Source organism: Pandoraea sp. ISTKB (assembly GCF_001721285.1).
Taxonomy (GTDB): Bacteria; Pseudomonadota; Gammaproteobacteria; order Burkholderiales; family Burkholderiaceae; genus Pandoraea; species Pandoraea capi.
The window spans coordinates 71,437-83,240 of the sequence record NZ_MAOS01000038.1 but is presented as its reverse complement, the minus strand read 5'-3'; the positions used below and the strand labels follow the sequence as shown (position 1 = coordinate 83,240).

Annotated in this window: 10 protein-coding genes; 6 read left to right on the top strand and 4 right to left on the bottom strand. The window is 65.3% G+C overall.

Features of this window, described 5'->3' with window-relative positions; genetic code table 11:
• Positions 1-462: winged helix-turn-helix domain-containing protein (locus tag A9762_RS14905; RefSeq protein ID WP_069342781.1), on the top strand; the 462-nt coding region annotated here is incomplete at its 5' end.
• Positions 459-1,922: a heavy metal sensor histidine kinase gene (locus tag A9762_RS14900; protein WP_069342780.1), complete on the top strand. Its 1,464-nt coding sequence runs from the start codon at positions 459-461 to the stop codon at positions 1,920-1,922. The genes A9762_RS14905 and A9762_RS14900, both read left to right, overlap by 4 nt.
• Positions 1,923-1,944: 22 nt before the next feature.
• On the opposite strand, the gene A9762_RS14895 is transcribed toward A9762_RS14900, so the two are convergent.
• Entirely contained in the window at positions 1,945-3,642 is a 1,698-nt protein-coding gene (locus A9762_RS14895; RefSeq protein WP_371442993.1) for a methyl-accepting chemotaxis protein, read from the bottom strand.
• Between the two features lie 424 nt (positions 3,643-4,066).
• Between A9762_RS14895 and A9762_RS14890 the strand changes: the two genes are divergently transcribed.
• The 3 genes from A9762_RS14890 (at position 4,067) to A9762_RS14880 (ending at position 6,244) form a co-directional block, all read left to right on the top strand.
• Positions 4,067-4,459, top strand: a complete 393-nt coding sequence (locus A9762_RS14890) for a hypothetical protein (RefSeq protein WP_083253935.1) — start codon at positions 4,067-4,069, stop codon at positions 4,457-4,459.
• Between the two features lie 199 nt (positions 4,460-4,658).
• The gene (locus A9762_RS14885) at positions 4,659-5,240 is read left to right on the top strand and encodes an RNA polymerase sigma factor (protein ID WP_069342779.1); all 582 of its coding nucleotides are present in this window, start codon (positions 4,659-4,661) and stop codon (positions 5,238-5,240) included.
• Entirely contained in the window at positions 5,240-6,244 is a 1,005-nt protein-coding gene (locus tag A9762_RS14880) for an anti-sigma factor (protein WP_069342778.1), read from the top strand. The genes A9762_RS14885 and A9762_RS14880 overlap by 1 nt, the downstream gene beginning before the upstream one ends.
• A 93-nt stretch (positions 6,245-6,337) precedes the next feature.
• On the opposite strand, the gene A9762_RS14875 is transcribed toward A9762_RS14880, so the two are convergent.
• Both A9762_RS14875 and kdgD read right to left on the bottom strand, forming a co-directional pair.
• On the bottom strand, positions 6,338-7,912 hold the full coding sequence (locus tag A9762_RS14875; RefSeq protein WP_069342777.1) for an aldehyde dehydrogenase (NADP(+)): 1,575 nt from the start codon (positions 7,910-7,912) through the stop codon (positions 6,338-6,340).
• 11 nt (positions 7,913-7,923) lie between these two features.
• Positions 7,924-8,835 carry a 5-dehydro-4-deoxyglucarate dehydratase gene (gene kdgD, locus A9762_RS14870; RefSeq protein WP_069342776.1) on the bottom strand — a complete coding sequence of 304 codons (912 nt, stop codon included), beginning with the start codon at positions 8,833-8,835 and terminating at the stop codon, positions 7,924-7,926.
• 378 nt (positions 8,836-9,213) lie between these two features.
• On the opposite strand from kdgD, the gene garD reads away from it, so the two are divergent.
• Positions 9,214-10,812: a galactarate dehydratase gene (gene garD, locus A9762_RS14865; RefSeq protein ID WP_240493572.1), complete on the top strand. Its 1,599-nt coding sequence runs from the start codon at positions 9,214-9,216 to the stop codon at positions 10,810-10,812.
• Between the two features lie 58 nt (positions 10,813-10,870).
• On the opposite strand, the gene A9762_RS14860 is transcribed toward garD, so the two are convergent.
• Complete coding sequence (locus A9762_RS14860) at positions 10,871-11,347, bottom strand: nitrate reductase associated protein (RefSeq protein WP_069342775.1); 477 nt, start codon at positions 11,345-11,347, stop codon at positions 10,871-10,873.
• Between the last annotated feature and the right edge of the window lie 457 nt (positions 11,348-11,804).

Below are 11,804 nucleotides of genomic sequence, written 5' to 3'. Positions count from 1 at the left end.
CTGTTCCTGACGGCGCGCGACGATCTCGGCGACCGGGTCAAGGGGCTGGATCTGGGAGCAGATGACTACATGACCAAGCCGTTCGCCTTCGCGGAACTGCTCGCCCGCATCCGCACGATCCTGCGACGAGGGCGTACGCGCGAGTCGGACGTGCTCGTCGTCGGCGATCTAGAACTGAATCTGCTGGGCCACAAAGCCGTGCGTCAGGGAACGAGCATCGTGCTTACCGCCAAGGAGTTCCTGTTGCTCGCGTTGTTGATGCGGCGTCAGGGCGAGATCCTGCCGCGCAGTCTGATCGCCTCGCAGGTGTGGGACGTCAATTTCGACAGCGACACCAACATCGTCGATGTGACCATGCGGCGGTTGCGCGCGAAGATCGACGATCCGTTCGAGCCCAAGCTGATTCATACCGTCAGAGGCATGGGCTACGTGCTCGAACGGCGTGAGGGCACGGCGTCATGAACCTCTCGTTGCGTCCGCGGCGCACGCGTTCGCTGCGCGCGCGTCTCACGTTCATCATCGCCGCATGCGAGTTCATGGTACTCGCGCTGATTCTGCTCTATCAGTACTTCGCGCTCTCCGAGCAATTGCGGGTGCGCGCGCATCAGGATCTGTTGGGGACCGTCACCGCGCTGCGCCACGAACTGGGCAGCATCTCGACGAAGGCCGAGATCGGCGCGGACCCGCGTCGCTGGTACGACGCGACGCACGGTCATCAGAATCTCGATTTCGCCGTGCTCGACACCGACGGCAAGACGCTCGTGGCGAGCCGGGGGTACCGGTCTGCCACGGGCGAGCTGACGCGTGTCGGTTCCGGCAAGACGCCCGGCGACGACGATGTGCACCGGCTGGGTAGAGGTAAGCCGGGCGAGCGTCTGCAATACGTCGCGGCGGATGCCGTGATCGGCGACGGTGGCCCGGACGCGGCACACGTCGTCCTCGTCGTGCAGATGGACTCGACGGAGCGGCTGGCCGTTCTCACGCAGTTCGCGCTGACTGCCTTGGCGGTGCAAATCGCGGGCACCGTGCTGATCGGGGCGTTGACGTTCTGGCTGGTGACGCTCGGTCTGCGTCCGTTGCAACGGCTCACCCTCGCCGCTGAACAGGTGTCGGGCGAGCGGCTCGGCAACGAGCGCGAGCCACTGCCGGAAGACGACATCCCTGCGGAACTTCGCGACCTCACGCATGCGTTCAACCGCATGCTCGCGCGGCTGAACGAGTCGTTCACGCGGCTTTCGCAGTTCTCGTCGGACCTCGCGCACGACTTGCGCACGCCGATATCGAACATGATGGGAGAGGCGCAGGTTGCGCTCTCGCGTGAGCGTCCGCCGGCGGAGTATCGGGCGGTACTGGTGTCGGCCATCGAGGAGTGCGAGCGTCTGTCGCACATGATCTCGACGATGCTGTTTCTCGCGCGTGCCGAATCGGCGCATACGGAAATTCGACGTGAGGCGAGTTCGCTGGCGGCTATCGCGGTCTCGCTGGTCGAGGACTTCTCGCCGATGGCAGAGGAGGCTGGGCTTGGGCTGAAGGTGGAGGGCTACGCTACCGCAGAGGTCGATCGGGCGCTGGTGCGGCGTGCGCTGGCGAACGTGCTCGTCAATGCCATCCGGCATTCGCGCGCGGGCAGCGTGATCTCGGTGTCTTGCACCGCGACGCCCGGACACGCGAGGATTCGCGTACATAACGTGGGCGATGTGATCGCGCCGGAGCACTTGCCGCGTATCTTCGATCGGCTCTACCGTGTCGATCCGTCGCGGCACAACGAGGAAGACGCCAGAACCGGCGGCACCGGGCTCGGTCTGGCGATCGTCAAATCCATCGTGGAACTGCACGGCGGTGAAGTCACCGCGAGCAGCGACGCGCTGAATGGCACGTCGCTGGTCCTCAGCTTTCCGTTGCGCGCGGACGTGAAGGGGTGAAGGGGCGGTGGGAAGATGCGCGTCAGCTTGCGCGCAGCACCTTCGCCGGGCGAGTGGCCGCGCCCGCGTCGTGCCCGGCGTCGTTCGAGGCCTGGACCGACGTTGCATAGGCGGCCGGCGTGGCATCGAGACCGGCATCGTCAGCTTCCAGATGGAAGCGGCCGACGGCCAGCGTGAGTGCCTGCGCTTGCTGTTGCAGCATCTGTGCGGCGGTACCGGCGTCTTCCACCAGCGCGGCATTGTGCGAGGTCACCTGATCCATCAACGCAATCGCGCGGTTCACTTCCTCGATCCCCTGCTTTTGCTCGTGGCTGGCGGCGCTGATCTCGTCCATGGCGTTGCTGACCTGCTTCACGCGCGCGACGATCTCGCGCATCGTGTTGCCCGCGTTCTGCACGAGCGTTGTGCCGGAGGCGACTTGCGAGACGGAGGCGTCGATCAGTTGCTTCACTTCCTTGGCGGCGGCCGAGCTGCGTCCTGCGAGGCTGCGCACTTCCGCTGCCACCACGGCGAATCCCTTGCCTTGCTCGCCTGCACGCGCGGCTTCCACGGCGGCATTGAGCGCAAGGATGTTCGTCTGGAACGCAATGCCTTCGATGACCGCGATGATGTCGACGATCTTGCGTGAAGACGCATCGATGGACGACATCGTCGTGACGACCTGTTCGACCATCGACCCGCCTTGTTCGGCCATTTCGGCGGCACGGTGGGCGAGGTCGTTGGCGCCGCGCGAGTTCTCGTCGTTCTGACTGACGGTCGAGGTCAGTTCTTCCATCGCCGCTGCCGTCTGTTCCAGCGAACTGGCCTGCTCGGCCGTGCGCGCCGCGAGGTCGCGGTTGCCCGACGCGATGCGATGGCTGATCTCGATGACGTCATGCGAGGCGTGGCGCACTTGCGTCACCGCGCGGCGCAGGTTGGTCGCCATCTCCGCGAGCGACGCCATGATGCTCGTGTCGCGCTCACGGTTCGCGCCGTTGGCGGAGGCGCCATGGCCCAGGTCGAACTCGTGATACAGCTCGCCACGGTCGACAGCCAGCGCGAGTGCCTTGACGTCGTCCGGCTCGGCGCCGAGCGCGCGTCGCAACTGGCGCGTGATGAGAAACGCCATCACCGCGCCGCACGTCAGCGCCACGATCACCAGCGCGAGCATCACGTTCTGGAACCCGTGCGCGCTCGCGACCGCTTCCATCGACTCCGTATGGCTGGTGCGGTCTTCCAGATCGATCATGCGGTTGATCGCGGCCAGCCAGTCCACGAAGGCCGGGCGTGCCTGATCGAGCACGAGACGTCGTGCGCCGTCGAGATCGCCCGCACGGCGCAGCGTGATCACCTGCGTGATGATCGGCTGCGTGCGCGCCTCGATCGCCTTGATCGCGGCGAGGTCTTCGCGCTCTTCGGGGCGGACGTTGCCGGCGTTGGCCGGGGTAAAGAGGGCGTCCATCGGCCCGGCGGAGCGCTGGTAGTCGGCGTTCAGGCGCTCGATGAGCGAGACGATTTCGTCGACGTGGCTATCGTCAGCCAGGGTGAGGTCGCGTACGGCGATGGCGCGGTCGTGCACGCTGCCGCGAAAGTTCACGGCGTACTGTTGCTTGACGTTGTTGTTGTCGCTGATGTTCGTGAGCGTGCGCTCGATGCCATGCACGCGCAGCACGGCGAGTGCGGCGAGGGCCAGCATCATGACGAGGATCACGGTAAAGCTCAGCCCGAGCCGGGCGGCCACACTCAGTCGCGGCTGATGCGATAAGTGTGGTGAGTGCAGTGAGAGTGACGAGCGGGAGGGCGCTTTCATATCGGTGTCTGGTCTGATCGTTCTTATTGGTCGTCAATGCGCGCACCGGAGGGTTCGCGAACGTGTGCCGGGCGCGTGCATTGCCCACAGGGCAAACCCCGTGAAGACGTCGATTATTCCGCCTGGCGAGTGCGGATGGAGATCAACGGTTCGTTGAAAGTTTGCGCTTGAGCTTGCGTTGTGCCGTGCTGACCGAGGGGCGGACGAGCGCATGACGGCGTGGTGACGGCGCGAAGATTGCCGTCGCGACGTGCTGCGGCGCAGCAAAAAATATCGATAAAAGGGTGTGGAATAAAGCGTCGGCGCCAAGCGTTCAGAGAGTGTCGACAACGACATTTCACTCAGGAGCCAAGTCATGAACCAACGTCAATCGATGTCCGCTGTGCTCACCAGCCTCGTGGCTGCCGCCGGTCTGTTCGCTGCCGCCGCCGCCCACGCGGAAGTCCCGCTCAAGACCGCCGATGGCGTGCTCGTCGACGCCCAGAGCCGCACCGTCTATACGTTCGACAACGATGTGGCAGGCAGCGGCAAGAGCGTCTGTAACGGCCAGTGCGCCACCGCCTGGCCGCCGGTCATGGCCGACGCGGGTGCGAAAGCCGAAGGCAACTACTCCATCGTGACGCGCGATGACGGCATGAAGCAGTGGGCCTACAAGGGCAAGCCGCTGTATCTGTTCGTGAAGGACGCTGCCGCCGGCGACAAGAAGGGCGACGGCGTCAAGGACGTGTGGCACGTTGTCAAGCCCTGAGCGGCCGCCAACGAGGCGCAAGCCAGGCGTTTAGGGAATCCTGACGGGGAGCGAGAGGGTGTTGGCATATCGGCCTGCCGGGTCGGACCGCGCAAAATCGCGGCGGCTCAGTATAATTTCGCAGCAAGCGCCGGCGGCATTCGCCGGCGATGCTTCGGACTGGCTTGCCGCCAGGCACCCTCCGCCAGGAAATTCGCCGATGACCGGTCAGGATTTACCCAGCTTGCTTCCGGGCTTGCTGCCACGCCTCTGGGCGTTCGCCTTGCGTATTACGGGCGATCGTCATGATGCCGAGGATCTCGTGCAACGCGCTTGCGTGCACGCGCTTGAGCGCGTGCACCAGTGGCAGCCGGGCACCTCGGCGTTGAGCTGGATGTTCAGTATCGTGCACACGACGTGGATCAACGAGATCCGCGCGCGTCGCGTGCGTTCGCGCGGCAGTCTCGCGTGGGACGAGGCCGACGTCGAAGCGATTCCGGATCTTCAGGCGTCCACGCCCGAGGATCTCGCGAGCTATCGCCAGGTCTTCGGCGCCGTGGACAGTCTGCCCGAAGCGCAGCGCCTCGTGCTGCTGCTCGTGGCAGTGGAGGGAATGAGTTATCAGGAGGCGGCAGATGTGCTCGACGTGCCTATCGGCACCGTCATGAGTCGTTTGTCGCGAGCCCGCCGAACCATCGGCGATCAGTTTCGTAACCCCGAGGGGCAACCCCGCCTTGCGGATCGCGCACAGCGCGAGCATCGCTCCGGTCCCGCAGCCGGCGCACGTGAGGAGGACGCGTGATGAACGAAGACGATATCCGCCTGCTCGCTTACGTCGACGGCGCACTCCCCGTAGCGGAGCGCGCGGAAGTGGAAGCGGCCATCGCCGCGTCGCCCGAATTGGCCGACGCGGTCGAGTCGTTGCGCGCGTCGCGTCTGCCGTACCGCGAGACGTTCGCCGCCCAGGCGATCCCGCCCGTCCCCGAAAGCCTTACTGCCAGCCTCGACGCGCTGCTGCGCTCGCACGCGCAACGTCAGGCGGCGGGGGCGCAGGACATGCAGGAAGTGCCCGCAACGCTCACGGCTGCCGATCCGGTCGCTCCGGTTCGCCCGGTTCAGGTCGATGCCGCGGTCGACGCTTTGCATCAGGCGCCGGCAGCCAACGACGCCCCGGCCGGTCGACGCGTTCGCCCTTGGTGGCTCGCTGCTGCATTCGCGGCGGGCGTGGCCGCCACCGCTGTCACGTTGCCGTTGCTCTCCGGCGTGCTGAATCAGGGCGGTGCGGGCGGGTTCATGACCGCGTCAGCCCCGGCGAAGCCCGAACAGGGCCGCACGTGGGTGCGCGCGGCGGCCGAGTACCAGCAGCTGTATGCGCGTGACACCGTCGCTTCCATCCATGTGGACGACGGCGACACCGAGCGCACCGTGAGCGACATCCGTCAGAACGACAAGCTCGACATCAGCGTGCCCGATCTGCGCTCGCAAGGGCTGACGTTCAAGCGCGTGCAGCGTCTGCGCTGGAAGGACAGCGCGCTGGTGCAGATGGTGTATCTCCCGGCGAAGGGCGATCCCGTGGCGCTGTGTGTGGTGCGCGATACGCGCCCCGATCAGGGTGTCGCGGAGCAGAAGGTCGACAGCATGGGGGTGGTGACGTGGCGCAAGGGTCAGATCGGCTATGCGCTGATCGGTGCGCCCGGATCGACGGACCTCAAGGCGGTCGCCAAGGCGCTGGCGGACGGTCCCGTCACGCCGCTGTACGGCATGCTGATGTTGCATGAACTGCGGCCGGATCGCGCGGCGTCCTGACGTCATCGCTTTCGCGGCTATCGTCGTAGTATCAAAACAAACGCCCTCGAACCGAGGGCGTTTGTCATTTCAGCGTGCGTGTCGCTTACTGGCTTACTGCTGCGCAAGCGCGCCGTCACGCAGTCGCCACAGGCCCAGCGGATTGGCCTCTTGCAAGGCTTCCGGCAGGAGCGCATCCGGCAAGTCCTGATAGCACACCGGACGCAGGAAGCGATCGATGGCCGACGCGCCGACCGACGTGAACATCGCATTCGACGTCGCGGGGAACGGGCCGCCGTGGACCATCGCGTGACACACTTCGACGCCGGTCGGGAAACCGTTGGCGAGAATGCGTCCGGCACGACGTTCCAGACTCGGCAGCAGACGACGCGCCGTCGCGGTGTCGCCCGTGTCGAGTTGCAACGTCGCCGTCAACTGGCCTTCGAGACGTTCGGTGATTGCAATCATCTCGTCGACGGTATCGCAGGCAATCACGACCGACGCCGGACCGAACATCTCGTCGTGCAATGCGGGCGTCGCGAGGAATTCGGCTGCCGTCGTGCGGAACAGCGCAGCCTGACCCTGACACGCACCGCCCGACTGACCGCGTGCGACCAGCGTCACGTTCGGTTCGTCGACCAGACGCCCCACACCCTTGTCGTACGCCTGCGCGATGCCCGGCGTGAGCATGGTGCCGGCGGCTTTGGCCGTGAGTGCGTCCGATGCCGTCTGGCAGAAGCGTTCGAGCGCGTCGCCCGCAATCCCCAGCACCAGCCCCGGATTCGTACAGAACTGGCCGACGCCCATCGTCAGCGAATCGACGAACCCCTTGGCGATCGCCTCGCCCCGGGCCGCCAGTGCTTCGGGCAGCAGGTACACCGGATTGATGCTGCTCATCTCGGCATACACGGGAATCGGCACGGCGCGCGACTGTGCGATGCGTTGCAGCGCAAGACCGCCATTACGCGAACCGGTAAAGCCCACGGCGGCAATCGCCGGATGCGCGACCAGCGCTTCGCCAACGGCACGCTCACCCACGAGCAGCGAGAACACGCCTTCCGGCAAATCCAGTTTTTGTACGGCGGCACGTACGGCGCGCGCGACGAGTTCCGAGGTGCCCAGATGCGCCGAGTGCGCCTTGACGATCACCGGGCAACCGGCGGCAAACGCCGATGCCGTGTCGCCACCCGCTACCGAAAACGCCAGCGGGAAATTGCTTGCACCGAACACGGCCACAGGGCCGAGGCCGATCTTCGCCAGACGCAGGTCGCTGCGCGGCAGCGGCTCACGTGCCGGTTGTGCGGGGTCGATGGTGGCATCGAGGAAGTGGCCGTCGCGCACCACGCGGGCGAACATCCGCAACTGACCGACGGTGCGGCCGCGCTCGCCTTGCAGGCGGGCGACAGGCAGGCCGGTCTCGGCGTGCGCACGCTCGATGAGCGCATCGCCCAGATCGAGAATCGCCTGCGCCACGGCTTCCAGAAACTCGGCGCGTTTGGCCAGCGGCAGCGAACGGAACGGATCGAACGCGGCGCGCGCGAGGTCGCACGCCCGTTCGACGTCCTGCACCGTGCCCGCGCCGAACGACGGCGCCAGACGCTCGCCACGCGACGGATCGAACGCTTCGAGCGTTCCGGCGCTGCCGCGCACATCGGCGCGGCCGATCAACATCTCACCGGTGATCTGCATGAGCGGTCCCCTTAGCCTTCGACTTGCTTGATGAGGGCGTCGAGCGCTTCGAGCTCATTCGGCAGCAGATCGGTCAACGGTGCGCGCACCGGACCGGCATCGTGACCGACCAGCTTCGCGCCTGCCTTGACGATGCTCACGGCGTAACCCGCGCGACGGTTGCGAATCTCCAGATACGGCAGGAAGAACGTGTCGAGCAGATGGCCCATCGTCTCCTGATCGTTGTTGCACACGGCGTGATAGAACTTCATCGCGGTCTTCGGGATGAAGTTGAACACGGCCGACGAATACACCGGCACGCCCAGGGCACGGTAAGCGGCGGCGTAGACTTCCGCCGTGGGCAGACCGCCCAGATACGAGAAACGATCGCCCATGCGGCGACGGATCTGCACCATGCGCTCGATGTCACCCACGCCGTCCTTGAAACCGATCAGGTTCGGGCAGGTCTCGGCCAGACGTTCGAGCTGGTCGGCGCCGAGCTTCGAGTTCGCACGGTTGTAGACGATCACGCCGATGTTCACGGCCTTGCAGACCTGTTCGACGTGCGCGGCGATGCCGTCGAGGCTCGCTTCGGTCAGGTAATGCGGCATGAGCAGCACGCCCTTCGCCCCCAGACGCTCGGCTTCCTGCGCATATTCGATCGCCAGACGCGTCGGGCCGCCGGCACCCGCGAGAATTGGCACTTTGCCGGCGCAGGTGTCCACGGCCGTCTTGATGACGGCGCTGTAGTCCTGCGGGGTGAGCGAGAAGAACTCGCCCGTGCCGCCCGCGGCGAAGAGCGCCGTCGCGCCGAACGGCGCCAGCCACTCCAGACGCGCCGCGTAGCCGCGTGCGTTGAAGTCGCCGTTAGCGTCGAAGTCGGTCACGGGGAAAGACAACAAGCCGTCGGAGACGATCTGCTTGAGTTCTTGAGGTGCGGTCATTTCAAGAGTTCCTGTCGGCCACAGGGCCGGATTCGATGAATAAAGATGGCGCTCAACCAGCGCTCGGCGCTGAGTTATATGTCATCGTATAACATGTGATGAGGTCGGACAAGAGGCTGACCCGTCGAATGGCAGTGGGATAAACCCGCAAAAGGCCTCGGAAGGGTTTTTCCTGATTCTGCGAGAACCCCGGAAGTCCGCGCGTAGCGGGGTATCTAGATGTATGATGACGCATAAGTGACGGGTGGTTGAGAGAACATCAACGACTGCCGCCGGTTTTTGTGCCTGTGTCGGTATGGCGCGACAGATCGCATGCATTCAGACGTGTGAGCGTGGCGTGACGCCGGTGCGGGATAGTCAGGGGGAGGAGCGAGCGAAATGACGTCGAAGGGATCGATGAACGACAGCGGCGGTGTGGGGCAGGCGGTGCCGCGCTATATCCGGATGCAGGCGGACGACAACGTCGCCATTGTGGTGAACGACGGTGGGCTGCCCGCTGGCAGCCGGTTCGCGGACGGTCTCACGCTGGTCGACGCCGTACCGCAAGGCCACAAGGTCGCGCTGACCGATCTGGCCGAGGGGGCCGCGGTGATCCGCTATGGCGTGGTGATCGGCTATGCCGCGCGTGTGCTGCCTGCGGGAAGCTGGGTCAACGAGCGCAACCTGACGATGCCCGAAGCACCGTCGCTGGATCGTCTGCCGATCGGCACGCGTGTGCCGGCCGAGTTGCCACCGCTCGAAGGTTTTACGTTCCAGGGCTATCGCAATGCCGACGGTTCCGTGGGCACGCGCAACATTCTGGCGATCACGACCACGGTGCAGTGCGTGGCGGGTGTGGTCGAGTTCGCGGTCAAGCGCATCAAGGAGACGTTGCTGCCGCAGTATCCGAATGTCGACGACGTTGTCGCGCTGGAGCATACCTACGGGTGCGGCGTTGCCATCGACGCACCGGACGCCATCGTCCCTATCCGCACGCTGCGCAACATCGCCACGAACCCGAACTTCGGCGGCGAAGTGATGGTGGTGAGTCTGGGCTGCGAGAAGTTGCAGCCGGAGCGTCTGCTGCCGGAGGGCAGCATTCCCATCGGTAGCGCGGGCGCGGACGGCAAGCCCGACACGGTCTGCTTGCAGGACGACGCCCATGTCGGCTTCCTGTCGATGATCGATTCGATTCTGTCGACGGCGCGCACGCATCTGGCGCGGCTCGATGCGCGCCGGCGCGAGACAGTGCCGGCGTCCGAACTGGTGGTCGGCGTGCAGTGCGGCGGCAGCGACGCGTTCTCCGGCGTGACGGCCAATCCGGCCGTAGGCTTCGCCACCGACCTGCTCGTGCGGGCGGGGGCGACGGTCATGTTCTCGGAGGTCACCGAGGTGCGCGACGGCATCGATCAGTTGACGTCGCGCGCGGCAACGCCCGAGGTGGCCGAAGCGATGATTCGCGAGATGGCCTGGTACGACGCGTATCTGGAGCGCGGCCGTGTCGACCGCAGCGCCAACACCACACCGGGCAACAAGCGTGGCGGTCTGTCGAACATCGTCGAGAAGGCGATGGGGTCGATCGTGAAGTCAGGCAGCGGGCCGATTCACGGGGTGGTGTCGCCGGGCGCGAAGCTCGACCGGGCGCATCAGCGCGGGTTGATCTACGCGGCCACGCCAGCCAGCGACTTCATTTGCGGCACGCTGCAACTCGCAGCAGGCATCAACCTGCATGTGTTCACGACAGGGCGGGGCACGCCGTACGGACTCGCCGAAGTGCCCGTCATCAAGGTGGCGACACGCTCGGATCTGGCGCGTCGGTGGCACGATCTGATGGATGTGGATGCCGGACGCATCGCAACCGGCGAAGCCACGATCGAAGACATCGGCTGGCAGTTGTTCCACCTCATGCTCGCGGTGGCCAGCGGTGAGAAAACGTGGGCCGAGCGATGGGGCCTGCACAACGCGCTCACGCTGTTCAATCCGGCGCCGGTGACCTGAGCGCGCGGGGCAAGCGACGCCGGAGGGTGTGAGACACCTAGGCGTCGCTCAAAAGGGCTCAGAGTTCGGCCAGTGTCTGCGCCAGCCCGAATTCGAGCATTGCCGGCACGAAGCAGTGATTGAGTGTGTCGCGGCGCGAAAGCTTCGTGAGCACGTAGCGTCGGAACGGCGTCAGCGTGCCCCAGTTGCCGACGTCCGGCGGCAATAGATCCGCCATTTCGCATTGTTTCAGCAACCCCGGCGGCAGGGCGTTCATGTCCTGCCACGCCGTCGGCGCGGGATCGACACTGCGCTCGACTTCCTGCCCGAGATGCTGGCGGGCAATCTCGTCCAGACGCGCCGCAAAGTCATCGTCGCCCGGCACGCACGAGGCCAGCGTCTCGCGCGCTTCCTGCGGCAGCCGTTGCCAGTCCACCAGCGACAGATGCTGGCCGTTGCGATCCAGATTGAAGCGAATCGCCATCGTGATGTACTTCAGGTTTTCGCAGGCTTCGATCTCGAAAACAAAGATCGGCAGACGCTGATAGAGATGCATGGCTGTCACTCCTTGAATGGCGACGTATGGCGTGCGATCGATTGTACTCGCGCTCTGGCGTGCATCGCGCAGGCGCCGGTGCGACATCGGGACGCGAGTCGTCTGCCCGGCATGACAACGGTGAGAACGCTTTCGACGTCGCAGGCAAGCGGCGTGTCTTCTTCGGATCGCCTTTTGTTCTTGGGATATTTCTCAAAATTGACGCCGTCGACACTTGGGAAATCGTCCGTTTCGTGTGACATCCCATGGCACGGAAAGGCTGACGGTTGGCTGCTCGACGGGAATTTCGGACGGATCACAATCCGCGGAATGTGAATCGTCCTAGAGTTTCGGCTCCTTCCGCACCCGGCCCGGATTTTCTAAGGTAGTCGCTCTCCCCGCCGGCCGCGTCGTCGATATCCCACTTTGCGAGCCGGTGGTTGCCTCTGCGGGTGCGCCATTGCCCGAGTCCATTGCG

Excerpts from the sequence above, each read along its gene's own strand:
- A9762_RS14900 (WP_069342780.1), top strand. The coding sequence starts at position 459 with ATGAACCTCTCGTTGCGTCCGCGGCGCACGCGTTCGCTGCGCGCGCGT.
- A9762_RS14890 (WP_083253935.1), top strand. The coding sequence starts at position 4,067 with ATGAACCAACGTCAATCGATGTCCGCTGTGCTCACCAGCCTCGTGGCT.
- A9762_RS14885 (WP_069342779.1), top strand. The coding sequence starts at position 4,659 with ATGACCGGTCAGGATTTACCCAGCTTGCTTCCGGGCTTGCTGCCACGC.
- A9762_RS14880 (WP_069342778.1), top strand. The coding sequence starts at position 5,240 with ATGAACGAAGACGATATCCGCCTGCTCGCTTACGTCGACGGCGCACTC.
- A9762_RS14875 (WP_069342777.1), bottom strand. The coding sequence starts at position 7,912 with ATGCAGATCACCGGTGAGATGTTGATCGGCCGCGCCGATGTGCGCGGC.
- kdgD (WP_069342776.1), bottom strand. The coding sequence starts at position 8,835 with ATGACCGCACCTCAAGAACTCAAGCAGATCGTCTCCGACGGCTTGTTG.
- garD (WP_240493572.1), top strand. The coding sequence starts at position 9,214 with ATGACGTCGAAGGGATCGATGAACGACAGCGGCGGTGTGGGGCAGGCG.
- A9762_RS14860 (WP_069342775.1), bottom strand. The coding sequence starts at position 11,347 with ATGCATCTCTATCAGCGTCTGCCGATCTTTGTTTTCGAGATCGAAGCC.